This window comes from Achromobacter sp., from assembly GCF_032102605.1.
Classification (GTDB): domain Bacteria; phylum Pseudomonadota; class Gammaproteobacteria; order Burkholderiales; family Burkholderiaceae_B; genus Achromobacter.
In genome coordinates this window covers 219219-244006 of the sequence record NZ_DAMDGT010000005.1, presented here as the reverse complement: position 1 = coordinate 244006, position 24788 = coordinate 219219, and the positions used below count along the sequence as shown (strand labels likewise).

General features: G+C 66.7%; 22 protein-coding genes. 8 read left to right on the top strand and 14 right to left on the bottom strand.

Annotated elements, in window-relative coordinates:
- Positions 1-4 precede the first annotated feature (4 nt).
- Positions 5-688 carry a hypothetical protein gene (locus RT614_RS13880; RefSeq protein WP_313622688.1) on the bottom strand — a complete coding sequence of 228 codons (684 nt, stop codon included), beginning with the start codon at positions 686-688 and terminating at the stop codon, positions 5-7.
- A 2-nt stretch (positions 689-690) separates the two neighbouring features.
- On the bottom strand, positions 691-1722 hold the full coding sequence (locus RT614_RS13875; protein WP_313622687.1) for a TRAP transporter substrate-binding protein: 1032 nt from the start codon (positions 1720-1722) through the stop codon (positions 691-693).
- Positions 1723-1895: 173 nt separating this feature from the next.
- Here RT614_RS13875 and RT614_RS13870 point away from each other — a divergent pair, with 173 nt between their 5' ends.
- Positions 1896-2738: an IclR family transcriptional regulator gene (locus RT614_RS13870; protein ID WP_313622686.1), complete on the top strand. Its 843-nt coding sequence runs from the start codon at positions 1896-1898 to the stop codon at positions 2736-2738.
- Between the two features lie 52 nt (positions 2739-2790).
- Here RT614_RS13870 and RT614_RS13865 read toward each other — a convergent pair whose 3' ends face one another.
- Positions 2791-3618, bottom strand: a complete 828-nt coding sequence (locus RT614_RS13865) for an IclR family transcriptional regulator (RefSeq protein ID WP_313622685.1) — start codon at positions 3616-3618, stop codon at positions 2791-2793.
- Between the two features lie 125 nt (positions 3619-3743).
- On the opposite strand from RT614_RS13865, the gene RT614_RS13860 reads away from it, so the two are divergent.
- From RT614_RS13860 to RT614_RS13830, 7 genes are all read left to right on the top strand, one after another.
- On the top strand, positions 3744-4751 hold the full coding sequence (locus RT614_RS13860) for a TRAP transporter substrate-binding protein (RefSeq protein ID WP_409558467.1): 1008 nt from the start codon (positions 3744-3746) through the stop codon (positions 4749-4751).
- 19 nt (positions 4752-4770) lie between these two features.
- On the top strand, positions 4771-5214 hold the full coding sequence (locus tag RT614_RS13855) for a type II 3-dehydroquinate dehydratase (RefSeq protein ID WP_313622684.1): 444 nt from the start codon (positions 4771-4773) through the stop codon (positions 5212-5214).
- A gap of 49 nt (positions 5215-5263) precedes the next feature.
- Positions 5264-5830: a TRAP transporter small permease gene (locus tag RT614_RS13850; RefSeq protein ID WP_409558476.1), complete on the top strand. Its 567-nt coding sequence runs from the start codon at positions 5264-5266 to the stop codon at positions 5828-5830.
- Complete coding sequence (locus tag RT614_RS13845) at positions 5827-7107, top strand: TRAP transporter large permease subunit (protein ID WP_313622682.1); 1281 nt, start codon at positions 5827-5829, stop codon at positions 7105-7107. The genes RT614_RS13850 and RT614_RS13845 overlap by 4 nt, the downstream gene beginning before the upstream one ends.
- 70 nt (positions 7108-7177) lie before the next feature.
- Positions 7178-7879 (top strand): protocatechuate 3,4-dioxygenase subunit beta, encoded by a 702-nt coding sequence (gene pcaH, locus RT614_RS13840; RefSeq protein ID WP_313622681.1) that lies wholly within the window; start codon positions 7178-7180, stop codon positions 7877-7879.
- A 3-nt stretch (positions 7880-7882) separates the two neighbouring features.
- Complete coding sequence (gene pcaG, locus RT614_RS13835) at positions 7883-8461, top strand: protocatechuate 3,4-dioxygenase subunit alpha (RefSeq protein ID WP_313622680.1); 579 nt, start codon at positions 7883-7885, stop codon at positions 8459-8461.
- A 21-nt stretch (positions 8462-8482) separates the two neighbouring features.
- A complete protein-coding gene (locus tag RT614_RS13830; RefSeq protein WP_313622679.1) occupies positions 8483-9880 on the top strand; it encodes a 3-carboxy-cis,cis-muconate cycloisomerase in 1398 nt (465 codons plus the stop codon).
- 33 nt (positions 9881-9913) lie between these two features.
- On the opposite strand, the gene RT614_RS13825 is transcribed toward RT614_RS13830, so the two are convergent.
- From RT614_RS13825 to RT614_RS13775, 11 genes are all read right to left on the bottom strand, one after another.
- Positions 9914-10804, bottom strand: coding sequence for a GntR family transcriptional regulator (locus RT614_RS13825; RefSeq protein WP_313622678.1), 891 nt, complete (start codon positions 10802-10804; stop codon positions 9914-9916).
- Positions 10805-10809: 5 nt separating this feature from the next.
- Entirely contained in the window at positions 10810-11862 is a 1053-nt protein-coding gene (gene pdxA / locus RT614_RS13820; RefSeq protein WP_313622677.1) for a 4-hydroxythreonine-4-phosphate dehydrogenase PdxA, read from the bottom strand.
- A complete protein-coding gene (gene dtnK, locus RT614_RS13815) occupies positions 11859-13076 on the bottom strand; it encodes a D-threonate kinase (protein WP_313622676.1) in 1218 nt (405 codons plus the stop codon). Before dtnK ends, pdxA begins: the two co-directional genes overlap by 4 nt.
- On the bottom strand, positions 13073-14059 hold the full coding sequence (locus tag RT614_RS13810; RefSeq protein ID WP_409558475.1) for a 2-keto-3-deoxygluconate permease: 987 nt from the start codon (positions 14057-14059) through the stop codon (positions 13073-13075). Before RT614_RS13810 ends, dtnK begins: the two co-directional genes overlap by 4 nt.
- Before the next feature lie 192 nt (positions 14060-14251).
- On the bottom strand, positions 14252-16369 hold the full coding sequence (locus tag RT614_RS13805) for a TonB-dependent siderophore receptor (protein ID WP_409558466.1): 2118 nt from the start codon (positions 16367-16369) through the stop codon (positions 14252-14254).
- A 355-nt stretch (positions 16370-16724) separates the two neighbouring features.
- Entirely contained in the window at positions 16725-18434 is a 1710-nt protein-coding gene (locus tag RT614_RS13800; protein ID WP_313622674.1) for an AMP-binding protein, read from the bottom strand.
- 23 nt (positions 18435-18457) lie between these two features.
- Positions 18458-19048 carry a chalcone isomerase family protein gene (locus RT614_RS13795; protein ID WP_313622673.1) on the bottom strand — a complete coding sequence of 197 codons (591 nt, stop codon included), beginning with the start codon at positions 19046-19048 and terminating at the stop codon, positions 18458-18460.
- Positions 19012-19557 carry a PaaI family thioesterase gene (locus tag RT614_RS13790; RefSeq protein ID WP_313622672.1) on the bottom strand — a complete coding sequence of 182 codons (546 nt, stop codon included), beginning with the start codon at positions 19555-19557 and terminating at the stop codon, positions 19012-19014. Before RT614_RS13790 ends, RT614_RS13795 begins: the two co-directional genes overlap by 37 nt.
- Before the next feature lie 16 nt (positions 19558-19573).
- Positions 19574-20773, bottom strand: coding sequence for an acetyl-CoA C-acyltransferase (locus RT614_RS13785; protein ID WP_313622671.1), 1200 nt, complete (start codon positions 20771-20773; stop codon positions 19574-19576).
- Positions 20774-20986: 213 nt separating this feature from the next.
- Complete coding sequence (locus RT614_RS13780; RefSeq protein ID WP_313622670.1) at positions 20987-23377, bottom strand: 3-hydroxyacyl-CoA dehydrogenase/enoyl-CoA hydratase family protein; 2391 nt, start codon at positions 23375-23377, stop codon at positions 20987-20989.
- Between the two features lie 55 nt (positions 23378-23432).
- Positions 23433-24755, bottom strand: a complete 1323-nt coding sequence (locus tag RT614_RS13775; RefSeq protein WP_313622669.1) for an outer membrane protein transport protein — start codon at positions 24753-24755, stop codon at positions 23433-23435.
- Positions 24756-24788 lie beyond the last annotated feature (33 nt).

The following is a 24788-nucleotide window of genomic DNA, read 5'->3' as shown; positions in this document are numbered from 1 at the left end:
GGGCTCAAGCAGCCCCCGCGGCTTCGTAGGTGTGGGACAGGCAATACACGTCGGACCACGCGGCGGTTTCCCCGCCGAAATCGCGCAACGGCGCGGCGTTCAGGATGTCGCCGTCGCATGCCGCCACCGCATTGATCGCGTAGCCGTTGACGATGTAGATCCAGTCGGCGGCGCGGTCCTTTCCGCCCCGGATAGTCTGCTCGGCGGTGGCCGCTATCCGCGGCGTGTCCGTCATCAGCAAATGCGCGCCCGAGAGCCCCGGCTGCGCCGCTGCGTTTTGCGCATGCGACTTCAGATAGGCCCGCAAGTCGGATTCCGATCCGGGCCGCGGAGACAGGCGGATGGTCAGCACGTATCTGGACAGCGCCCCGCCCACGCTGTCGAGCACGTGGCACTGGCTGCGGATCATGTTGCGATGCTGCGGCATGAGCTTCGTTGACCACGGGGTGGGATCGTTCAGCCGGTTGAGATACCCGGGAGACATCAGCGTGGCGTAGGCGTCCAGTTCGTACATGACGAAAAAACCCTCGCCGCCGCGCGCGCTGGTCCATCGCGATCCGCGCAGAAATCCCGGCACCGCCATGCGCTCCGGAAAGTGCTCATGGGAATGCCAGTCTTCGAATTCCGCGCGCCACGCCGGCGAAATGTCCCACCACATTGCGATGGCGGCGCTTCCTAGTGTGGCCATGATCAGTTCTTGGCTCGCAGCGCGGTGATCTCCGCGGCCACCTGTTGCATGATGTCCGGGCCGATTTCACCCGCGAATTTGTCCACGACGGGTTTGACCGCCCCGCGCAGGCGGTCGACCTCTTCGGGCGTCAGGCCATTGACCTGCATGACCTTGCGCAGGTCCTCGATCGCGACGGTCTCTTTCGCCTGCGAGACCTTGCGCTCGTACGCCTTGGCCTCGGCCGCGGCATCGAGGATGATCTTTCGTTCAGCCTCCGACATGCCGTCCCACGTCTTGCGGCTCATCAGGAAGGGCATGCCCGTGTAGATGTGGCGCGTCAGGGACAGGTACTTCTGGACTTCGGCGAACTTGGCGGACAGGATCACGCCCACCGGGTTGTCCTGCCCGTCTATCGCCTTGGATTCCAGGGCGCCATAGACCTCGCCGAAGGTCATGGGCACGGGGTTCGCGCCCAAAGTCTTGAACATATCGATGTAGACGGGAGCGGCGATGACGCGGATCTTCAGGCCCTGCAGGTCCTGAACCTGCGCGATGGGGCGCTTGCTGTTGGTCATGTTGCGAAAGCCCAGATCCCATATGCCCAGCCCCACCAGGCCGTGCTCGGACAGTCCTCCAAGCAGACGCTGACCCACGGGCCCGTCCGAAATGGCGTATGCCTCGCGCGCATCGTTGAACAGGAACGGCAGATCGAAGACCATGAAGCGCTTGTCGATGCCGGCAAGCAGGCCGGTCGCCATCGACGTGAAGTCCAGTGTGCCGCCGCGCACCGCCGAAAGATTCTGGGGGTCGCCGCCGAGCACCGCGTTGGCGTAGATCGACACCTTCATCTTGCCGCCGCTCTTTTCCGAAACAAGGTCAGCGAACTTCTGCGCGCCCTGGCCCAGGGGATGATCGGCCGCAAGGCTGAACGCGAATTTCATCGTGCGGGCCTTGACCTCCTGCGCCGCTGCCGTGCCTGTGGCGGCAAGGCAGGCCAGGATCGTTGCGGCGGCGGCCGCGGCCATGCGAAGGGGCGATTTCCTGGAATTCATCACAAGCACCTTTTGTCTGTTGTCGTTGGCAAGAGGTCCGTTCGAATCGGGTGCGGCGGCGGACCCTCAGGGGAATACTTGGCAGCGAGCATAGGGCATAATTTTGAATGCCGTTCAAATTTTGAGTGAATTCAAAATTTGAACGATCGAGGGCCTGGCCTTGGGAGAGGGCAATGAGCGGAGCAATCGAGAAAACACTGGCGCTGCTGGAATACCTGGCCGCTCGACCCGACGGCGCGAGCCTTGCCGATATCGCCGATGACCTGAGCCAGTTGCGCAGCGGATGTCACCGCACGCTGCACGAACTCATGAAGTACGGGTATGTGCGGCAGACAGCCGTCCGCGGCGACTATGCGCTGACGACCAAGCTGGCTTCGATGGGGCTCAGCTTCCTCAGCCGCTCGGGCGTGGTCGACATCGCGCAACCGGTGATCGATCGCTTTGCGCTCGCAACCGGCGAACTGGTGCGCCTGGCCATCGTGGACGGCAAACGGCTGACGTTGGTGGCGAAGGCGCAGGGAGCCAAGTCCGGCCTGTTGTATGACCCGGACATGGGCATAGACCTGCGCCTGTCGTGCAGCGCGGCGGGTCATGCATGGCTGATGACGCTGCCGGAAGACCAGGCCATCGCGTACGTGACGGAACAGGGGCTGGGCAAGCCGCGCGACTTCGGCCCGAACGCCCCGACGTCCCTGCGCGCGCTGCTGGCCAGCCTGGACGGCCATAGGCGCCGTGGCTACAGCATTCTCCAGGATGTCTACGCGGCGGGAATGAGCGCCATGGCCGCACCCGTGCGGCGTCCCGGCCATCAAAGCACCGGCATCCTGGTTGTCGCCGGCCCTTCGCAACGTCTGACCCTCAAGGCCATGGAGAAATTCGGGCCGGCGCTGATGCGCGCCGCCGGCGAGCTGGCCGAGTCGGCGGACGCATCGCCGCTGCTGCGTTCAGCAAGCCTGGGCACATGGGGGAACGGCCCCGAGGATGGGGCCGGAGAGACGGGAAAAGTCCCGGCGTAGCTCGGTGGCCGATCGCTTCAAAGAAGACGTCGGCCGTCGTGTGGAACGTGGATCACGACGCAGGCGCGTCTTCGCCGGTGTTGCGGCCCTGCATCGGAAAGCGAGTCCTGAACATGGGTGACGCCAGGCTGGCCAGCGCCAGCTCTTGTGCGGCCGCCAACAGGTCGGGGCCGAGCGCGAGCATTCGCGGTTCCGTCAGGCGCATCGCCGGGCCAGCGATGCTCAACACGCCAATGGCGTCTTCACCCTTGCGCTGAACGGGCGCCGCCATGGCGGTCATGCCGGGCGCGAACACTTCGTTGATCATCGCGTAACCGCGCTTGCGGCCGGCGTGCAGCATCTTGGTCAGGGCTGAGATGGTGGTCGGCGCATTGGGACCGTATTCCTCGGGCGTGCCGAAACCTTGCCGCGCGACGAGATCCAGCGCGCGCTCGTCGCTCATCGTCAGCATCCATGCATGTCCCGAGGCGCTGCAGGACAGTCTGGCCTCTGATCCCATTTCCGGGTCGTAGCGCAGGCCGTGGCGGGCGCCCTGCGCCTTGGCGACCCAGGTCAGGCGCTCGTCGTTGTCGACGATGGCCAGGCGCACCAGCTCGCCCGAAATATCCGCCAGGCGGTCAACCAGCGGCTGCGCGATGTCCACGATGCCCGTGGCAGCCAGATAGCTGAGACCGATCGACGCCACCCGCGCCGTCAGCGCGTAGTCGCCGTGGTCCCGGATCTGCCGCACGTAGCCGCAGCGGCAAAGGTCGGTCAGCAACCGGTGGGCGGCGCTTTGGGGGATCTCCAGTTGCTGGGCAAGGGAGGCTAGGGGCACGCCTTCAGGTCTGGAGGACAGGTGCTCCATGACGGCGAGCGCACGTTCGAGAACTCCGGCCATGTCATCTCAACAAGTAGTGGGGTAATGGATGATAACCCTAGGTGGAAAACTATTCCACTCGGAATTACATTCCACATCGAGTCTTGCAAGACATCGACAGAATTCCAAAAAACCAGGAGACAACGATGAAGACCAGCATTCTCCGCATGGCGTTGGCGGCCGCGCTTTGCTCTACCGCGATGGCGGCTGCGGCGCAGGATATCCAGGAACGGACGATCCGCTTCGGCCACCTGAACAACACCGATCATCCGGTCAGCGCCGGCGTGCAGAAGTTCGCCGAACTGGTGGCAGCCAAGAGCGGCGGAAAGCTGAAGGTCAAGGAATTCCCCGCCTCGCAGCTTGGCAATGAAATGCAGCAGCAATCCGGGCTGCAGGGCGGCGTGCAGGAAATGTCGGCGCCGGCCTCGACGTCGCTGGCCGGCATCGTCAAGGAATTCGGGCTGATCGATCTGCCGTTCTCGGTCACGGATTTCGGACAGGCCGACGCATTGCTGGACGGCCCGCTGGGCAAGGCGCTGATCGCCAAGCTGCCGGAAAAAGGCCTGGTTGCGCTGGGATTCTGGGACCTGGGTTTCCGCAACGTGACCAACTCGAAGCACGCCATCACCAAGCCGGAAGACCTGGCCGGGTTGAAGATCCGCGTGATTCCCAACCCCGTTTTCCTGGATACGTTCAAGGCTTTCAAGGCCAATCCCGTGCCGATGCCGTTCGCGGAACTGTACGGCGCGCTGGAATCCCGGGCTGTCGATGGCCAGGAAAATCCGTACTCGGTGATCCTGTCGAACAAATTCTACGAAGTGCAGAAGTTCGTCAGCGCGACCAACCATGTCTATGCGGCCAACATCGTGCTGGTCAGCAAGAAGTTCTGGGACAAGCTGTCGCCCGCCGAGCAGAAGATCCTGAACGAAGCCGCCGACGAGGCGCGCGGGTACCAGCGCAAGGTCAGCCGGGCCGCCGCCCAGAAGGCCGTCGCGGAATTGCAGGCCAAGGGCATCGCCTACAACACGATCGAGCCCGCGGAAAAAGCGCGCATGCAGCAGGTGGTCAAGCCCGTCATCGAGCACTTCACCAGCAGCTACGACCCCGCGATCGTCAAGCTCTACAACGACGAACTCGCACGTCTTCGCAAGTAAACGCACCGGCTCACCCACCATGAAGATTCTTGTCCTGCACGGCCCCAACCTCAATCTGTTCGGCCGCCGCGAGCCGCACATCTATGGCACCACGACACTGGCGGAGATCAACCAGCGCCTGGCCGCCCTGGCTGGCGAACTGGGCGTCCAGTTGTCCACGCTGCAGTCGAACCACGAGGGCGCGCTGATCGACTTCCTGCACGAGAACATCGATAGCGCGCAAGGCGCGCTGGTGAATCCCGCCGGCCTGACCCAGCACGGCGTGCCCCTGCACGACGCGATCAAGGCCATGCCCTTTCCGACGCTGGAAGTGCATATGTCGAACATCGCCGCGCGCGAAACCTGGCGCGCGCATTCGATCATCTCGCCAGCCGTGCGCGGCACGGTGCAAGGGTTGGGGCCGCAGTCCTACCTGATGGCGCTGCGAGGCCTGGTCGCTCTCTTGCAGGATGCCAAGGCATGAGACGGCCGGATCTGCATCCGAATCGACAAGGAGCGCGGCCATGCTCGTCATAGACAGATTCATCGGCATCGTCTGCCGTGTGCTGGAATTCGCCATCGCGCTGCTGCTGGCGGCGATGGTGGTGCTGGTGTTCGGCAACGTCGTCGCGCGCTACGGTTTCAACTCGGGGATCACGCTGTCGGAAGAGCTGTCCCGCTGGATGTTCATCTGGCTGACGTTCCTGGGCGCCGTCATCGCGCTCAAGGAGCGCGGGCACCTGGGCATGGACATGATCGTGGCCAAGCTGCCGACCGCCGGCAAAAAGCTCTGCCTGGTCCTCGGCCAGATCCTGATGCTCTACATCGTGGGATTGATGTTCAAGGGAAGCTGGGAGCAGGCGGTGATCAATGCCGACGTCAGCGCGCCCGTCAGCGGCTTGCCGATGGCCATCGTCTACGCATCCGGATTGGTGTTCTCGGTGATGGCGGGCCTGATCATCGCCATGGACCTGTATCGCGTGCTGACCGGCAAGCTGGATGAACGGGACTTGATCATGGTCCAGGAATCCGAAGAGGCGGTGCAGCTCAAGCAGATCCTGGAAGACGCCGGCAATGGGGCGCCAGGGAGAAGCGCATGACCATCGCCGTCTTCATCGGATCGCTGCTGGGCGTCATGGCGCTGGGCGTGCCCATTGCGTTCGCGCTGCTGGCAAGCGGCGTCGCGCTCATGTGGCACCTGGACATCTTCGACGCGCAGATCCTGGCGCAGAACGTCATCGGCGGGGCGGACAGCTTTCCGCTGCTGGCCGTGCCGTTTTTCATGCTGGCCGGGGAAATCATGAACGTGGGCGGGCTGTCCCGCCGCATCGTGGACCTGGCGCTGGCCCTGGTGGGCCACGTCAAGGGCGGGCTGGGCTACGTCACGATCATGGCGGGGTGCCTGTTGTCGGCCTTGTCGGGATCCGCCGTGGCGGACGCCGCCGCGCTGACGGCGCTGCTCCTGCCCATGATGGTCAGCGCCGGGCACAAGAAGCAGACGGCGGGCGGGCTGATCGCCGCCACCGGCGTGATCGGGCCGGTGATACCGCCCAGCATCGGCCTGGTCATCTTTGGCGTGGCCGCCAACGTGTCGATTTCCAAGCTGTTCATGGCGGCCATCGCGCCCGGGCTGATGATCGGCGGGGCCTTGTGGTTGACGTGGGCGTGGCTGGTCAGGCGCGAAAAGATCGTTCCGCCGCCGCGCAAGTCCTCGCAGGAAATCGCCACAGCGTTCCGCAAGGCGCTTTGGGCGCTCATGCTGCCGGTCATCATCCTGGTGGGCCTCCGGATGGGCGTCTTCACGCCCACCGAAGCCGCGGTCGTCGCCGCAACCTACGCGCTGCTGGTTTCGACGCTGGTGTATCGGGAGCTCAAGTTCAGCCAGCTCTATGCGGTTTTCGTGTCGGCGGCGAAGACCAGTGCGATCGTCATGTTCCTGATCGCCGCTGCGATGGTCAGCGCCTGGCTGATCACGGTGGCCGACCTGCCCGCCAAGGTGGTCGACATGCTGCAGCCGTTGATGGGCAACAAGATCCTGCTGATGGCGGCCATCATGGTGCTGGTCATGGTGGTTGGCACCGCCATGGACATGACGCCCACCATCCTGATCCTGACGCCCGTACTGATGCCGCTGGTGCGCGCGGCCGGGATCGATCCGGTGTATTTCGGCGTGCTGTTCATCATCAACAATTCGATCGGACTGGTGACGCCGCCCGTGGGCACCGTGCTCAACGTCGTCGCCGGGGTGGGGAAGATGAAGATGGACGACGTTACGCGCGGCGTCATGCCGTTCATGGCGGCCGAATTCCTCGTCATGTTCCTCATGGTCGCCTTTCCGGCGCTGGTGATCGTTCCCGCGCGCTGGTTCGGCGGGTAGCCGGCCAGACGCGCTTGCGCCGCCGCGCGGGCCGCCCGCCGCGGCGGCCTATCACAGGAGATTTGCTGCAATGTCCTCTCTTGCCCAATACCGGCGCCCGTTCTGGGACACCCAGCCGGGCTACCGTTTCGATCCGTATGGGTCCACGCGGCTGCGTTCTCCCAACGAGCCCCTGATCGTCGTGCCGCAGACCCTGTCCGAGATCACCGGGCCGGCGTTCGGCGCGGAGTTCGTCAGAAACGGCGACAACGACCTGACGCGCGTGGCCAGCGCCGAGGCCATCGGCGAGCGCATCATCGTGTCCGGCCGCGTGCTGGACGAGAACGGGCGCCCCGTGCCGGACGCGCTGATCGAGATCTGGCAGGCCAACGCCGCGGGCCGCTATCTGCACAAGCGCGATCAGCACGACGCGCCGCTGGACCCCAACTTCAGCGGGGAAGGCCGGACGGTCACCGACGCGCATGGCCGCTATCAATTCAAGACGATCAAGCCCGGGGCCTACCCCTGGGGCAACCATTACAACGGGTGGCGTCCGCAACACATCCATTTCTCGTTGTTCGGCCGGGCCTATGCCACGCGACTGGTGACGCAGATGTACTTTCCGGGGGATCCGCTGCTGGAGTTCGATCCCATCTTCCAGTGCGTGCCGGACGCCAAGGCGCGCAACCGGCTGATCGCCGCCCTGGACTGGGAGACCACCGTACCCGAGTACGCGCTGGGCTATCGCTTCGATATCGTCCTGCGCGGCCGCAACGCCACCCCCATGGAGTAACGCATGCTCTATCCCACCAGTTCACAGACTGTCGGTCCTTATCTTCATATCGGACTGTCCGGGCTGAACCGCGACGACCTGACGGGCGGGCGTGGCGACCTGGGCGCAACGACCGTCGTCATTGAAGGGCGCGTCATCGATGGCGAGGGCAACCCGGTGCCGGACGGCATGGTCGAAATATGGCAGGCCGATGCCCGCGGCGTGTACCGGCATCCGGACGATCCCCGGCATGCGGAAGCCGGGGCGGAAAGCGAAGGCTTCAACGGCTTTGGCCGTACGCCCACGGGGTCGGATGGCGGGTTCCGCTTCACCACCATCAAGCCCGGCTGTGTGCCGGCGCCTGACGGGCAGTCGCAAGCGCCTCATCTTGTCGTTTCCGTTTTCATGCGCGGTCTGCTCAAGCATCTTTCGACGCGCATGTATTTCCCGGACGAGGCGGCCGCCAATGCACAGGACTGGATTCTGTCCAAGGTGCCCGACAGCCGGCGCGGCACGTTGGTGGCGCAGGCGGCCGACAGCGGCGTACTGCGGTGGGACATCATCCTGCAAGGGCCGGGCGAGACCGTGTTCTTCGACATCTGACGCCGCGCCGGGACCCCGACCATGAGCGACTATGCAGGGCTGACCGAAGCCATCTATTCCGACGGCGCGATGCTGGCGCTGTTTTCGGGCGCAGGAACCGTCAGGCAGATGCTTGTCGTGGAGGCCGCCCTGGCGAATGCGCAAGCGCAATGCGGCGTGATTCCCCCGGAGGCGGCGCGGATCATCCACGCGGTCTGCCATGATGGCGATGCCGTGGACATCCTGGACCTGCAGGCCATCGCCACGGGCGCCGCGTTGGCCGGCAACATCGCGATTCCGTTCGTCAAGCAGCTGACCGCGGCCGTGGCGCGCGTGGATCCGGAAGCGGCCCGATATGTGCATTGGGGCGCGACCAGCCAGGACATCCTGGACACCGCCCTGGTGCTGCAGATCCGGCAGGCCATCGCGCAATGGGATCGGGACCTGCGGTCGACGGCGCAGGCCTGCGCGCGGCTGACTGCCGCGCACCGCGAAACCTTGATGGTGGGACGGACGTGGCTGCAGCATGCATTGCCCACCACGTTCGGCGCCAAGACGGCAGGATGGCTGGAGGCCCTGGAACGCAGCCGGCAGCGCCTGTTGCTGGACGGGGCGCAGATGGCGCTGCTGCAATTTGGCGGGGCGGCGGGCACGCTGGCCAGCCTGGGGGCGGATGCTCCGCGCGTGGCGCGGGCCCTGGCTGGCGAGCTCGGCCTGGCGCTGCCTTCGATGCCGTGGCACACGCACCGCGACCGCCTGGCAAATCTGGCGGCGACGCTTGGCGTCCTGGTCGGCACGATGGGCAAGATCGCCCGCGACGTTTCACTGATGGCGCAGACCGAGGTGGGCGAATTGCGCGAGCCCGCCGGGCCTGGGCGAGGCGGGTCGAGCACGATGCCGCACAAGCGCAATCCGGTGGGCTGCGCGGCCATCCTGGCCGCGGCGGTGCGCGTGCCGCCGCTGGTGTCCACGATGCTTTCGGGAATGATCCAGGAGCACGAACGCGCGCTCGGCGGATGGCAGGCCGAATGGGATGTGATGCCGCAGATCGCTGCGCTGGCCGGCGGCGCGCTGCGCCATCTGCTGGGCGTGCTGGACGGGCTGGAGGTCGACGAGCAGCGGATGGCGCAGAACCTCGCGGCGACGAACGGCCTGATCCTTGCCGAAGCCTATGCGCTGGCGCTGGGCGGCCGCATCGGCCGCGGGCACGCGCACGACCTGATCGAGCAGGCGTCGCGCGAGGCGGTCAAGAAGCATTGCGCGCTGAAGGATGCCGTGCGCGAAGCCGTGCACAACGACGCGGCGACGCGCGGCATGCTGAACGATGCGGAATTGGACCGCCTGAGCGATCCCGCGAACTACATCGGGGAAGCGCCCGCGCTGTGCGACCGCGTGTTGGCGGATTGGCAGGCAGGGCAGGACGCGGAAAACGCGCGCTGAATCGAGTCCGCGCGCCGTTCTGGAACGGCTGCGTCAGGACCGGCCGCGCAGCCTGGACAGTTCGGCGGACAGCTCCGCCACCAACGCCTGAGCGCGCGCCAAGGGATCCTGACTTCCAGAGGACAGGTCAGGTTGGACGGCCGCATCGTTCAACCTGGGCTGCACGCTCTCGTGCCCCATGCTGACATCCACGTCGAAAACCAATTGTTCCGCCCGGTGCCAGGTGGTGAACCATTCCAGCGGCTTGCCATGCTGATCCATGCCCTGGCCTTGCAGCATCAGGAGGGGCGTGCCGGGTTCCGTGTTCAGCAGGGCGGCCTGCTGTGCAGTGGCGGCCACCGCCCGGATCTGGTTGCGGCCGGCGCCGGGGCGCAGCCCGAACTGACGGGTCAGCACGCCGTGCAAGGACGCGTCGACCAGGTGTTCGGCGCGCAGGCCCGGCACCGCTTCCGCGGGCAGCCAGGTGCGCACGTAGGCCAGCGGCGCATTGGCGACGTGGCGCAGGCGTTCCAACAACAGAAGGTGGGTCGTGCCGAAGAAGTCGGCCACGTCGGCGGGAGGATCGGCCGGACCCAGGGCCAGCACCCGCGTCTGCAGGGAAACGCCCGATTGGGCGAATTGTTCATACAGCCCGGTTGATCGCTGGACCAGCCGGCGGTGTTCCTGCGGCGCGGCGACGGTGGCGGGACGCCCCGTCTCGCGCTGGATCAGCCCTTCGGCGGCCAGGGCCGCCAGCGCCTGGCGCACCACGCTGCGCGCAACGCCGAAGCGGTCGCAGAGCGCGGCCTCGCTGGGCAGCACGGCGCCGGCCGCGAGCTTGTTCGAGCGGATGTATCCGCGCAGCCAGGTTGCGACCTGGGCGTGCAGCGGGGTGTCTCCCGCTCGATCAAGAACGGGCTGTGCGTCGTGGTTGGCGGGCGCCATGGAAATCAACCTCCGGTTTGTGCCCGCGCAGTTTCCCATACATGCGTCCAGCCCGGGGCCAGATGCGCGGCGCGCTCGGCGGCCAGGATGAGGCTGTCCTCGCGCGCGATGCCCTTGCCGGCGATGTCGAAGGCGGTGCCGTGGTCCACGGACACGCGCACGACCGGCAGGCCCACGGTGATGTTGACGCCATCGTCGCCGTACACCGACTTGAAGGGCGCGTGGCCCTGATCGTGGTAACAGGCGATCACGAACTTCCACTTGCCGCGCACGGCCTGCGGGAACAGCGCGTCGGCCGGGATGGGACCGGCGGCCAGGATGCCGGCGGCGTTGGCTTCAGCCACGGCGGGCGCCAGGATGTCGGCATCTTCGCTGCCGAAGATGCCGTTCTCGCCGGCGTGCGGGTTCAGGCCCGCGACGGCCACCGGCTCGTCGCCGCGGCCCAGGGCCGTGGCGAAGGATCCGGCCAGCCGCAGGACGGCGCGCATGCGCGCCGGGGTCACGTCTTCGATGGCCTGGCGCAGCGACACGTGCGTGGTCGCGTGGAAGATGTACAGATCGCCGGCCGACAGCACCAGCGAGAAGGTCTTCACGTCGAATTCGTGGGCCAGCAGCTCGGTGTGGCCGGGCCACTTGTGGCCGGCGGCATGCATCGCGGCCTTGTTCAGCGGAGCGGTGACGATGCCGTCGACTTCGCCGGCGCGCGCCAGGGCGCAGGCCGTGGTGACGAAGCGCACGGAGCCGTCGCCGGCGTCAGCGCTGATTTCGCCCAGCTTCACGTGGGCCAGCGACGGGCCGGCCTGCAGCACTTCGATCGTGCCGGGGGTGTTCGTGGTGTCGGCCGCGCGGTCCAGCTTGCGCACGATGGCGGGGTCGCCGCCCAGGCTGCGCACTGCGTTGGCCATGACGTCTACGTCGCCCACCACCAGCAGGCGGGCCTTCTGGCGCAGTTCGTTGTGGCCCATGAGCATCTTGGCCGTGATTTCCGGCCCGATGCCCGCCACGTCGCCCAAGGTTACGGCCAGCAGGGGCAGCTTCGCGGAAGGGGTTTGTGTCATCGCTTGAATCTCCTGTCGCGGATCGCGCGCACCGCGCGAACCAATACGTCTTCGGTGCCAAAGCCGCCGGCCTTGGTCACCACGGGCAGGCCCGCGGCCGTGCCCCCGGTCAGCGTGCCCAGGGGCACGCCGCCCATTACTTCGTCCACCAGCGCGATGCCGTTGGCTTGCAGCGCGACCAGCACGCTGCGCGCCCCGTCGCCGCCGGTGGCGACGACGCCGGCCGCGCGTGCGGCGGCGATCACTTGTGCGGCAAGGCTTCCCAGGCGGTCGGCGACCGTCTCGGAATCCAGGCCGGCGAGCTGTCCTTCAGGGGCCAGCAGCAGAATGGTGCCGGCCTCGATCGGGGCCTGCGCATGTGCCTGCAGCAAAGGCTGGCTCCAGGCCCGCCATGCGGCGTCGTCGGCCAGTTGCGCCAGCGACGGCGACCACGTGACGGCGCCGGACGCCTGCAGCGCCGCGGCCTGGGCGCGGGCGGCGCTGTGCTGCGACGTGACGACGACCACGACGGGCGCGGTCTGGTCCGCGCCGGCCCAGACGCGGGCCAGCGGCATGGCCAGCCCGCCGGCGCCGACGGGCAGGGCGCGTTCGCCCAGCAGTCCGATGGCGAGCGCCAGGCGGTCGAGGTCGGCGTCGGTGGATGCGTCCACCACCACGGTGTTGCCGGCCTGCGCGATGCGCGCGGCCAGCGATTCGGCGGTGTCGTCGTCATTGGGCGCGACGTGCGCGCAGCCCAGCAGGGTGGGGATATGGCTCTCGGTCACGGGGGTGACCGGATCCGTGGCCGCCGAGGTCTCCGTGACCGGCTTGCCATTCACATACAGGATGCCTTGCTCGACCGTGCGGCCGGTTGCCGGGAAGGCCGGGCAGATCACCGCCACGGCGTCGTCGCGCCATGCGTCGCGCGCGGCGTCGATCTCGGCCTTGAACGCGCCACGCAATGTGGAATCAACCTTTTTGTACAGGCGCGATACGCCCGTTTCCCGCAGGCGCTGCACGTTGCGGCGGATCACCTGGGCCGCGTCGGCGGCGCTGAGCGCACGGCTGTGCGTCGTGACGGCCAGCACTTCGACGCCGTCGTCGACGGGACCCGACAGGGCCTCATCGGCGCCGTCGATCGACAGGTGGGTGCTCCAGCCGGCGCGCACGAACTGCACGGCGGTGTCGCCGGAACCGGTCAGGTCGTCCGCGACGATGGCGATGGCGGGTTTCACAGGGCCTCTCCGCGGGCTTCGGTCAGGGGCGGGGCGACGGTGGCGTCGGCGTCCTCGGACTTGAGTTCACCGGCGCGCTTCAGGAACCAGGATGCCAGCACGGGAGCCAGAATGGAACTGATCAGCACGCATGCGGCGACCTGCGCGGTGGCGGTCGACACGTATTGCTGGAAGTTGGGGTCGGCCGCCGCGACAACGGCGGGCGTGGCGATGGCGTTGCCGGCCGTGGTGCCCGCGGCAAAGCCCAGGCCGCTCTTGCCGCCGCGGCGCAGGATCACGCGATAACCCAGGTAGACCAGGCCGCCAGTGATGGGGCTGATGATCAGGCCCAGGATCAGGCCGCTGATGCCGCCGCCAACCACGGCGCCCAGGTCGATGCCGGTGCCCAGGGCGAAGGCGAAGAACGGGATGACGATGTTGGGCACGGGCTTGAGCACGTCGCGCCACTTGGGATCCAGGTTGCCGACGACAACGCCGAGCAGGAAGGGCACCAGCGCCGCCACCAGGGCGATCATCGGGATGTCGGCCAGGCCGGACGCGCCCAGGAACAGGAGGCTGAAGAAGGGACCGTCGTTGACCGCGCTGGCCACATAGGCGCCGCGATCGCGGGCGTCGCCGTACTGGCCGGTGTAGGCCAGCCACAGGCCGCCGTTGCTGTTGTCGAAGGCGGCCAGCAGGGCCAGGATCGACACGCCCCACAGGCCATCCAGGCCAACGTAGCTGCCCAGGATGATGATGAGCGTGGCGGGCACCAGCGTCTTCATCAACAGAATGGTGCCGGCCGTGGCCAGGATGGGGCCGCCCGTGCGGGCGTTGACGTGCGTGCCCGTCGCGAAAATCAGCAGCGCGATCAGGGGCAGCGCGCTGTTCTTGAAGAGGGCGGTGGTGAAGCCGCCGATGGCCAGCGCATCGGGGGCGAAGGTGCCGATCAGGGAACCCAGGATCAGCGGCACCAGCATCAATCCACCGGGGATTTTCTGCATCGTGCCAAAAAAGGGCGAGCGGGTAGTTGCGGTCGACACTATCGGGGTCTCCAGGACGATTTTTCTGGGTTGCAGACGTTCATGTGCGCGTCTGTCGTACGGTTGAAAAATCGTAGTGTACACCTGTACGTACAACATGTACGTACAGGTTGTCCTCGGTGGAGACCCCGGTGAGCGGAGCGGCCCGCGCCGTCAGAAGCGGTAGGCGCCGCTCAGCATCACCGTGCGGCGGGCGCCGTAGAAGCAGTCGCCGCGGTCCAGGCAGACCACCTCATAGGTACGGTCCGCGATGTTGTTGACGTTGAGCGCGTAGCGCCACGGGCCATTTGTATAGCTGACCATGGCGTCGAACAGCGTCACGGACGGCGTTTCAGGCGCCCCGCCATCCCGGAACTTGGACAGGAATCGCGTGCCGGCGCCTACCGCGAAGCCAGGCTGGTTGGCGATGGCGAAGCGGTATTTGCCCCACAGGGACACCATGTGCTTGGGCATCCCTTCCAGCTGGGGATCGATGTCGGTGTAGATGTAGTTGGCGATCACGTCCACGTCCTTGGTGACGCGCCCGCGCATTTCCAGTTCGACGCCGCGCGTGCGCGTCTTGCCGGCCTGGATCTGGTTGTTGGGATTTTCCGGATCGTTGGTCTGGCGGTTGCTTTCGCGCAGGTCATAGGCGGCCGCGGTGAACTCCAGGTCCGCGTTGACGGGCATGTACTTCAGGCCCACTTCCCATTGCTTGCCGCGCATGGGCTTCCAGCGCTGGTTGTAGAAATCGGCGCCGGCGATGGGGGTGAACGATTCGCTGTAGCTGACGTACGGCGACAAGCCGTTGTCGGCCGCGTACATCAGGCCGAAGCGCTTGGTGGTCGCCTGGTCCGTTTCCTTGTCCTGGCCTTCGGTCGTGCTCTCGACGCGGTCGCGGCGGATGCCGGCCAGCAGGATCCAGTTCTTGTCGAACGCGATCTGGTCCTGCGCGTAGAAGCCAAGCTGTTGCTGCCTTTGCTTGGGCGTGTCGGTGAGCGTGTAGTCCGGCGCGTTGCCGTAGGCCGGGTGGTACAGGTTGAGCGGCGAGCCCAGTCCGCTGTCCGTGCTGCTGGTCTCGCGATAGCGCGAATAATCCATGCCCACGATGACGGTGTGCTGCGTGCGGCCCCAGTTCAGCTTGCCTTCCAGGTTCTGGTCGGCCAGCAGGGTGCGCATGCGCGGCTTGTTGATGTAATAGAAGCGGTCGACGGTGGTCTGTTCCGCGTCGATGTAGGAATCGCCGCGCCGGTCGCCATACACGTTCGGGTAGAGCGATTTGTAGTCCACGCTGCTGACCGTGTTGCGAAAGCTCTGGCGGAACTTCCAGGTGTCGTTGAACTGGTGCTCGAACATCCAGCCCACGTTGAATTGCTCGGTGTCGTAGGCGTCAAAACCCGGCTCGCTGGCGAAGCGGCGCGTCGGGATGCGGCCGTTGGGATTGTGCTCGACGGTGCCGCTCCACGGCAGGAACGATTGCGTCGTGCCCGACTTGTCCTTCTGCCAGGAGGCCTGCAGCGTGAGCGAAGTGGCTGCGCTGGGCTGCCAGGTGAGCGACGGCGCAAGGAACAGGCGATCGTCCGGCGCATACTGGACCTGCGTGTCGCTGTCGCGTCCCAGCGCGACCACGCGATACAGCCACTGGCCGTCTTCGGTCAGCGGGCCGGTGAAGTCGGCCTGGATTTCACGGCGATTGAAGTTGCCAAGCTGCACGCCGATCTCGCCCTGCTGTTCGGCTTGCGGGCGTTTGCTGATCAGGTTCACGATCCCGCCGGTGCTGCCTTGCCCGTAAAGCATCGACGAGGGGCCGCGCAGGACTTCCACGCGCTCCAGGCCATACACCTCGGTGCGCGGATTGTTGTAGTTGAAGAACTGGCGCAGGCCGTCCAGGTATTGCACCGGCTCGACTCCGCGGACGCGCACATAATCCCCGCGGTTGTCCACGCCGTAGGCATTGGGACGGACGCCGGCCGCGTAGTTCATCGTGTCCTGCACGTTTTGCGAGCCCTGGTCGACGATCTGCTCGCGCGGAATGACGGTAATGGCCTGCGGGGTCTCGGACAGCGGCGTGTCGCTCTTGGTGGCGGTCGCGCTGCGCCGGGCGACGTACCCATCGACGGGCCCGGTGGCGGTTTCGCCGGTGCCCACGACCTGCACGGCGGGCAGGGTGGCGGGCTGTTCAGGCTGCGCATGCGCGGCGGCGGCGCCCAGGCAGGCGGCCAGTGCAGCCGCGGCGGGTACGCGCGGACGGAGCCGCGCGCGCAGGGCGGCCTGGTTGTGGTGGCGTTTCAAGAAAGGTCTCCCCACTGGCGTCGGACAAGTGCAGCCAGTTACGTATAGAAATGACAACGATAACTATTATTAATTGTGGTGATGAGACCAGCCAAGCGCCCCGATGCGATGAAGATGTAAAAAAAGGCCGCGCGGCGGCGCGGCGACAGGAAAGAAAGGGGAAAGTCCAGTGATTTCAGCGGCTTGAGACCGGACCGCCGCGCGCCGCCTTGCGCGCGCGTTGTTGGCGCCGCGCGACACCGGCCGACGCTTGCAGCGAACCGGGGCGACCCGACGGGCTTGCCTTCGGGCGAACCTACAGGCGTCAGATACCCGCGTCAGATGCCGGCGTCGGATACCGGCGTCGGATGCCCGCTCAGGCCTTGGCCGGCGTCTGGTCCGAAGGCGTTGCCTGCACCGCGGCGGACGCGTCCGGGCGAAGCTCCCGGCGCAGGATCTTGCCCACGTTGGTGCGCGGCAGATCGTCGCGGAATTCGATGTAGCGAGGCACCTTGTACCCCGTCAGCTGGGTGCGGCAATGCGCGATGAGCGTCTCGGCGTCCAGCGCGGGATCCTTGCGGATCACGAACAGTTTGACGGCCTCGCCGGAGCGTTCGTCGGGCACCCCCACGGCCGCCACTTCGCGCACGCCGGGGTGCAGCGCCGCCACGTCCTCGACCTCGTTCGGATAGACGTTGAAGCCGGACACCAGGATCATGTCCTTCTTGCGGTCCACCAGGTAGACGTAGCCGGTTTCATCGACGTAACCGACGTCGCCCGTGCGCAGGAAGCCGTCCGGGTACATGACAAGCGCGGTCTCGTCGGGCCGGTTCCAGTAGCCCTGCGTGACCTGCGGTCCGCGCACGCAGATTTCGCCGCTTTCGCCGATGCCCAGTTCGCGGCCCGCGTCATCGCGGATCGAGAGATCGGTGGACGGCACGGGCAGGCCGATCGATCCCGTGAAGACCTTCGTGTCCAGGTGGTTGATGGTGACGGCAGGCGACGTTTCGGTCAGGCCGTAGGCCTGCGCGATGGAGATCCCGGTCACCGCGCGCCAGCGGTCCGCGACCGACCGCTGAACCGCCATGCCGCCGCCCATGGTCAGGCGCAGGCGGGAAAAATCGAGCCTGGCGAAACCCGGGTGGTTGAGCAGCGCATTGAATAGCGTGTTCACCCCGGTAAAGGCCGAGAACGGCACCTTGCCCATCTCTTTCACCAGCGTCGGGATGTCTCGCGGATTGATGATGAGCAGATTGCTGGCGCCCAGCTTCATGAAGGTCAGGCAGTTCGCCGTGAGCGCGAAGATGTGATACAGCGGCAAGGCCGTGACGATGCATTCCTGCCCGTCTTTCACCAGGGGGCGCACCCAGGCGTACGCCTGGCTGACGTTGGCCACCAGGTTGCCGTGCGACAGCATGGCGGCCTTGGCCACGCCGGTGGTGCCGCCCGTGTACTGCAGGAAGGCCAGGTCGTCGGGCGTCAGCGGGACTTCCGTGAACGGCGCGCCGCGCGTGGCGGCCAGCGCGTCACCCAGCCGAACCGAGCCGGGCAGGGACCAGGCCGGCACCATGCGCTTGACGCGTCGCACCGCGAAGTCGACCAGGCGCCCCTTTACCGGACCCAGCATTTCCCCGATGGATGTGACCAGCACGCGTTCAAGCTGGGTGTTGGGCAAGGCCTTCTGAAGGGTTGCCGCGAAATTCTCGGCGACCACGATGGCGCGGGCCCCGGAGTCGGCCAGTTGGTGTTCCAGTTCGCGCGCGGTGTAGAGCGGATTGCAGTTCACCACGATGCAGCCGGCGCGCAGGGCGCCGAACAGGCAGACCGGATACTGCAGCAGATTGGGCATCATGAGCGCGACGCGGTCGCCGCGGCCCAGGCCATTGGCATGCAGCCAGGCCGCGAAGCGGCGCGTCAGGTCGTCCAGGTCGGCGTAGGTGATCGACTTGCCCATGCTGATGTAGGCGGTCTTGTCCGGAAAGCGCCGGCAGCTTTCCTGGACGATGGAGACCAGAGTCGTCCTGCCGTCGGTTTCGATGTCCGCGGGCACGCCGTAGGGATAGCTCTTGTGCCAGATTCGTTCCATATCGTGCGGTTCCGTTCAGCGGGCTAGTTGCCCAGCAGGGCTTTTTTCAGGGAAGCCTGCGCGGGGCTGTCGCCCAGCCAGACGCGCAGCAAGGCGCGCGCAAAGGCCGGATTGTCGATGCGCCCTTGCGGCTTGCCGTTGCTGACGATGGCGACGCCTCGGGCGTCGAAGTCCAGATCGATGACGTCGCCTTCGCGGGCGGCGCCGATCTCGGCCATCAAGGCCGACAGGCGCCGGGCGGGCTCGTTCAGCGCGGCAAGTTCCTGCGAGGACGTATTGTCGCGCAATCCGTCCTGCAGCGCCTTGTCCAGGCTGTTGCTGTCCACGTCGCGCAGAAGCTGCAAGCGCATGCGGCGCAGTTCGTTGCTGTCGATCAGCGCCGCGGCGTCGTGTGACTTGGTGGTGACGTACAGCGCGGCAACGTAGACCTTCACGACGAAGCGGGTGCGCAGGCCGGCGCCATTGAGCACCAGCGCGTGGGCGCCTTCGGACAGGTGATCGGGCACACGCACGCCGGCGACTTCCGCATCGGCGGCAAAGGCGGGCGCGCCCGCCAGGCAGGCCGCCAGGATCAAGCTCAGGGCGGCGGTTCGCCCTCCGGGGATGCAACGCATTTGTCTCCTCCAGTGTTCTTCTGCTTGTAGAACTTTTTGTCTGCGATGTAGATCGTGCGTTCCACGACGGCGTATACGACGTCGTCCTTGTCTTTCAGTTCCACCGTATACGTGCGGGTGGTCTCGTGATCGCGCGAAAGGATCCTGCGGATCTCGGCGATCTCGCCGTGCGGCAGCCGGAAATCCACGTACAGCGTCGTGTAGGCCGGCTTGCGAAAGCGGATGGACGCGGCCTTGTCCCACACGATGTGGTCCGCGCCCAATGCGGACATCAGCATCGTCGGATGGGCGCCGTCGGTTACCGCGAACAGCGACCCGCCATACATCGAGCCCACGATGTTGCGGGTGCGCCGCAGCAGCGGAAGCTTGATGCGTATGTGCTGGAAATCCGGCGACACGTGCATCACGCGGCCGCCGGTGGCGCGGAATGCCGGATGCAGGTTGAATCCCACCCGCATCAGGCGTGCGCGCCATTGGGGCGACAGGCTCTTGAACCAGTAAGGCTTCACGCTGTCCGCCGGTCTGCTACAGGGCTTCGAACAAGCCGGCTGCGCCCATGCCCGTGCCGATGCACATCGTGACCAGCCCGTACTTGCCGCCCGTGCGGCGCAGTCCGTGCGTGATGGTCGCGGTGCGGATCGCGCCCGTGGCGCCCAGCGGGTGGCCCAGCGCGATGGCGCCGCCCAGCGGGTTGACCTTGGCCGGGTCCAGCTTGAGCTCTCGGATGACGGCCAGGGATTGCGCCGCGAAGGCCTCGTTCAGTTCGATCCAGTCCAGCGCGTCCTGCTTGATGCCCGCGCGGTCCAGCACCTTGGGAATGGCGGCGACCGGGCCGATGCCCATGACCTCGGGAGGCACGCCCGCCACCGCGAAACTCACAAAGCGGGCCAGCGGGCTGAGGTTGAACTCGCGCAGAATGCGGTCGGACACCAGGATCACGGCGGCGGCGCCGTCCGACATCTGCGAACTGTTGCCCGCCGTGACGCTGCCCCGCGTGGAAAACACGGGCTTCAGCCGCGCCAGCGCCGCTGCATTGCTGTCGGGCCGCGGGCCTTCGTCCACCTCGACCAGGCGGCGCACCACCTTGATCGCGCCGCTTGCGTCGTCGGGCAGGTGGGTCACCACTTCGTAGGGCGTGGTCTCGGCGCGGAAGTGGCCCGCGGCGATGGCGGCGCAGGCCTTCTGGTGCGAGGCGAGGGCAAAGGCGTCCTGGTCTTCGCGCGACACCTTCCAGCGTTCGGCGACTTTTTCGCCGGTCAGGCCCATGCCGAAGGCCATGCCGATGTTTTCCTCGTGGGCAAAAATGGCCGGGTTCATCGACACCTTGTTGCCCATGATCTGCGGCATGGCGCTCATGGATTCCGTGCCTGCGCCGATCATGATGTCGGCTTCGCCCAGGCGGATGCGGGCGGCGGCGTCGGCCACCGCCTGCAGCCCGGACGCGCAGAAACGGTTGACGGTGACGCCCGCCACGCTCTGCGGCAAGCCCGCCAGCAGCAGGCTGATGCGCGCCACGTTCATGCCCTGCTCGGCCTCCGGCATGGCGCAACCGGCGATCACGTCGTCGATGCGCGCCGCGTCCAGGCCGGGCGCCTGCGCCAGCGCGCCGTTCAGCGCGGCGGCAAGCATGTCGTCGGGGCGCGTGGTGATGTAGGCGCCGTTGCGCTTGCCCACCGGCAGGCGCGTGGCCGCGACGATGTAGGCGTCTTGGATCTGCTTGGTCATATCCATTTCCTCATATATCAACAGCGAGAAGAATCAATCCGACTCCCCCGCGTTTAACAGGCCCTCTCAGGCGGGGCGGCGCGGATCCGGCTTTGCCGGTCCGCAGTCCGCGCCCCAGGGGGGAGCGCCGCAGGCGCTGGGGGGGGCACCATACAGCGGCTCCGCCGGTCCGCAGCCGGCGCCCCTGGGGGGAGCGCCGCAGGCGCCGGGGGGCTAATTCCGCAGCGGCTTCCCGGTCTCGAGGGTGTGGCGAATGCGTGCCTGGGTTTCGGACGTGCGCAGCAGCGCGACGAATTCCTTGCGCTCCACGGCAAGCAGCCATTCCTCGTCCACCTTCGTGCCGGTCTCGACCTCGCCGCCGCACAGCGCTACGGCCGCGCTGCGGGCCACGCGGTAGTCGTGGGCGCTGATCATGCCGCCTTCACGCATGTTGACCAGCACCATTTCGAAGTTGGCGATGCCGTTGCGGCCCGCGACGGGGACGCCCTGCAACCGCGGGGGCGGCGTGTAGCCTGCCTGGGCGGCGGCGCGGGCCTGGCCGATTGCGACAAACAGCAGTTCGTCGGGATGGAACAGCACGATGTCCTGTTCGCGTCCGAAACCGGCCTCAATGGCCTCCAGGCCGCTCTTGGCCACCTGCGCCATGGCGATGGTCTGGAATACGGGTTGCAGATACGGGAAGACCTCGCCCGGCGTGGCGGTCTTTGCCGCCAGGGCTGCGGCGCGCGCGGCGAATTCCTTGCTGCCGCCGCCCGCCGGGATCAGGCCGACACCGGCTTCGACCAGGCCGATATAGCTTTCAAGCGCCAGCACGCGGTGCGAGGCGTGCATCAGGAACTCGCAGCCACCGCCCAGCGCCATGCCTTGCACGGCCGCCACGGTGGGAACCTGCGCGTACTTGAAGGACAGCGAGGCGCGCTGGAATTTTTCGACCGTGGCTTCCAGCATTTCCCATTGGCCGGCCGCGCACGCTTCGACCACCTGCTGCAGATTGGCGCCCACGGCGAAGGGCGCCTCATGCCAGATGACCAGCCCGTCGAATTCGCGCTCGGCCTTCGCGACGGCCTGCAACACGCCTTCCAGCACTTCGGCGCCAAGGGTGTGATTCTTTGAGGTGACGGACAGGATCGCGATGCCCGCGTCCACGCGCGGCAGGTGCCACAGCCGCACGCCTTCGTTTTCCCAGATGGTGACGCCGCGGTCGTCGCGGGCCTCGCCAAAGACGCGCTCGGGGAATATCTGGCGGGCATACACCGGCAGCGTGGAACGCGGGTGCAGTTGGCCGGTGCGCGCCGAGTAAGAGCCTTCGGGGGCGTGCACACCCTGGCGGCCGGGTTCCAGCACCCAGGCGGGCAGGGGGGTGTTGCTCATGGCGCGGCCCGCGGCGATGTCTTCGGCCACGGCGGCGGCGATGTCCTGCCAGCCAGCGGCCTGCCAGGTTTCGAAGGGGCCTTGCGACCAGCCGAATCCCCAGCGCATCGCCAGGTCCAGGTCGCGGGCGTTGTCGGCGACGTGCTCAAGCTGCACGGCGCTGTAATGGAAGATGTCGCGGAACAGGCTCCACAGGAACTGCGCCTGCGGGTGCTGGCTTGCACGCAGCGCCGCGAAGCGCTTGGCCGGATCGCGTTCTTTGAGCAGCGCCGCGACCTCGTCGGCCAGCTTGCCGGCGCTGGGCACGTAGTCCTGCGCCTTCAGGTCCAGCACCTGGATCTCGCGCCCCTGCTTGCGGTAGACGCCGGCGCCGCTTTTCTGGCCGAGCGCGCCCTTGGCGATCAGCGCGGACAGCCATTCGGGCAGCGCGAAATACGTGTGCCACGGATCGTCCGGCAGGTTCTTTTCCATCGTGCCCACGACGTGGGCGAGCGTGTCCAGGCCCACCACGTCGGCGGTGCGGTACGTGGCGCTCTTGGGCCGGCCGATCTTGGGGCCGGTCAGCGCGTCTACCTCGTCAAAGGCGAGGCCGAGGCGCGCGGTGTGGTGCATTGCGGCCAGGATCGAAAACACGCCGATGCGGTTGGCGACGAAGTTGGGCGTGTCCAGCGCGCGGATGACGCCCTTGCCCAGGGCCGACGTCAGCCACGTTTCAAGCTGGTCCAGCACGGACGCCTGCGTGTGCGACGTGGCGATGATTTCCACCAGGCGCATGTAGCGCGGCGGATTGAAGAAATGGATGCCGCAGAAGCGGTCGCGCAGCGCGGCGGGCAGTGCGTTGGCCAGCGCGTCGATGGACAGGCCGGACGTGTTGGAGGCGATGATGGCGCCGGGCGCGACGTGCGGCGCAATGCGCTCGTACAGCGCGGTCTTCCAGTCCATGCGTTCCGCGATGGCTTCGATGACGAGGTCGCAGCCGCGCAGGCGCTCCAGGTCGTCATCGTAGTTCGCGGGAGTGATCAGCGCGATGCGGGAGGCGCCGGCCAGCGGGGCGGGCTCGAGCTTCTTCAGGCCAGCCAGCGCTTTCTTGACGGTGCCGTTGCGGTCGCCTTCGGGGGCGGCCAGGTCGAACAGCGTGACAGGCACGCCGGCATTGGCCAGGTGGGCGGCGATCTGCGCGCCCATGACGCCGGCGCCCAGGACGGCGACGTGTTTGACGACGAACTTGCTCAAGGAAGTCTCCTGAAAAATCGGTCGGACGGCGCGGCGGCCGTCCGACCGCTCAAGCCTAGAAGCGGGACGAGAGCTGCAGGCCGAAGATGTGGCCGTTGCTGTCGTACGTGCCCGCCACGCGGCCCTTGGTGGCCTGGCTGCCGGACGTGGTGTCGATGTCCGTCTTGCGCAGGTACAGGTAGGTGTAGCCTACGTCGATCGTGGTGTCCTTGGTGGCGGCCCATTGCACGCCGGTCGAGAACCAGTAGCGGTCGTTGTCCGGCAGGGACGTCGGACGGTCGGCGGCGTCGTGCACCGGCGACTGGTCGAACGCCAGGCCGAATTTCCACTTCCAGGCCGGGGCGAACTTGTAGTTCGCGCCCACCGCGACGCGCCACGTGTCGCGGAAATTGAGCGGAAGCTCGTCGTCGCGCGCGCCCGGTCCCGAGTTCTTGATCTTCAGTTCGGGAATGCTGCTCCAGCCGGTCCACGACAGATCGCCCAGCAGTTCCCACTTCTCGTTGAGCTGGTGCGCGGCGCTGAGGATCAGCGTGTCGGGCAGGTCGACGTTGGCCTTGGCATCGAAAGACACGGACTGGCCGGTCGGCGCGATATTGTCGATGTCGGTATCGCCCTTGGCCGAGTGCTTGATCTTCGAGCGGTACGACAGGCCGATGCGCGTGTCCTCCGTGGGTTGAAGCATGAACCCGACGTTCCAGCCCCAGGCGTCGCCTTTCAGGTTCAGGTCCGCGTCGCCGTTCGTCGCGAGCGGCAGGCCGGCGATGGGCACCACGGTCTTTTTCTTGTAGGTGGCGTCGATGTGCTGCCAGTTCACGCCGAAGCCCATCGAGAACTTCTCGTTGACCTTGTAGGCGATGGACGGGTTGACGTTGATGGTCTTGATGTCGAACTTGTTCGAGTGGTATTGGCCCACCCAACCGTCGTCGTATTCGGTCATCAGGCCGAACGGCGCGCCGACGCCCAGGCCGATGTACCACTGCTCGTTCAGTTGCCAGGAGGCGTAGATGTTGGGGACGACACCCAGGTGGCCGGCGTCGCCGCCGTTGCCGCCCGTGGGCACCGAGCCATTCAGGCCGGATCCGGGAATGCCGGGAACGCTGGGGTTGCGGCTGTTGCCGTTGTCCGAGAACTTGAACGACGGTTTGATCAGGTTTACCCCGCCGGAGAAATTGAGGCCCGGCAGATAGGTCAAGCCTGCCGGGTTGAAATACATGATGCTGGCATTCTCCGGATTTGCCGCCGAGCCTGCATACGCGTTGCCCAGGCCGCTGGCGTTCTGCTCCAAGAGCTGAAAGCCGGCAGCGTAGGACGTTGCGGATGCGCCCAGGCCGACCACAATGGCCGACAGGGCGCTCAGGGACAATGGACGTCTGCGCATGGTACTGCCTCCTCGAGTTGGATGTGTGTCTCT

What these genes read in the sequence shown, in the direction of transcription:
- RT614_RS13880 (WP_313622688.1), bottom strand. Translation starts at nt 688, where the DNA reads ATGGCCACACTAGGAAGCGCCGCCATCGCAATGTGGTGGGACATTTCG.
- RT614_RS13875 (WP_313622687.1), bottom strand. Translation starts at nt 1,722, where the DNA reads ATGAATTCCAGGAAATCGCCCCTTCGCATGGCCGCGGCCGCCGCCGCA.
- RT614_RS13870 (WP_313622686.1), top strand. Translation starts at nt 1,896, where the DNA reads ATGAGCGGAGCAATCGAGAAAACACTGGCGCTGCTGGAATACCTGGCC.
- RT614_RS13865 (WP_313622685.1), bottom strand. Translation starts at nt 3,618, where the DNA reads ATGGCCGGAGTTCTCGAACGTGCGCTCGCCGTCATGGAGCACCTGTCC.
- RT614_RS13860 (WP_409558467.1), top strand. Translation starts at nt 3,744, where the DNA reads ATGAAGACCAGCATTCTCCGCATGGCGTTGGCGGCCGCGCTTTGCTCT.
- RT614_RS13855 (WP_313622684.1), top strand. Translation starts at nt 4,771, where the DNA reads ATGAAGATTCTTGTCCTGCACGGCCCCAACCTCAATCTGTTCGGCCGC.
- RT614_RS13845 (WP_313622682.1), top strand. Translation starts at nt 5,827, where the DNA reads ATGACCATCGCCGTCTTCATCGGATCGCTGCTGGGCGTCATGGCGCTG.
- pcaH (WP_313622681.1), top strand. Translation starts at nt 7,178, where the DNA reads ATGTCCTCTCTTGCCCAATACCGGCGCCCGTTCTGGGACACCCAGCCG.
- pcaG (WP_313622680.1), top strand. Translation starts at nt 7,883, where the DNA reads ATGCTCTATCCCACCAGTTCACAGACTGTCGGTCCTTATCTTCATATC.
- RT614_RS13830 (WP_313622679.1), top strand. Translation starts at nt 8,483, where the DNA reads ATGAGCGACTATGCAGGGCTGACCGAAGCCATCTATTCCGACGGCGCG.
- RT614_RS13825 (WP_313622678.1), bottom strand. Translation starts at nt 10,804, where the DNA reads ATGGCGCCCGCCAACCACGACGCACAGCCCGTTCTTGATCGAGCGGGA.
- pdxA (WP_313622677.1), bottom strand. Translation starts at nt 11,862, where the DNA reads ATGACACAAACCCCTTCCGCGAAGCTGCCCCTGCTGGCCGTAACCTTG.
- RT614_RS13810 (WP_409558475.1), bottom strand. Translation starts at nt 14,059, where the DNA reads ATGCAGAAAATCCCCGGTGGATTGATGCTGGTGCCGCTGATCCTGGGT.
- RT614_RS13800 (WP_313622674.1), bottom strand. Translation starts at nt 18,434, where the DNA reads ATGGAACGAATCTGGCACAAGAGCTATCCCTACGGCGTGCCCGCGGAC.
- RT614_RS13795 (WP_313622673.1), bottom strand. Translation starts at nt 19,048, where the DNA reads ATGCGTTGCATCCCCGGAGGGCGAACCGCCGCCCTGAGCTTGATCCTG.
- RT614_RS13785 (WP_313622671.1), bottom strand. Translation starts at nt 20,773, where the DNA reads ATGACCAAGCAGATCCAAGACGCCTACATCGTCGCGGCCACGCGCCTG.
- RT614_RS13775 (WP_313622669.1), bottom strand. Translation starts at nt 24,755, where the DNA reads ATGCGCAGACGTCCATTGTCCCTGAGCGCCCTGTCGGCCATTGTGGTC.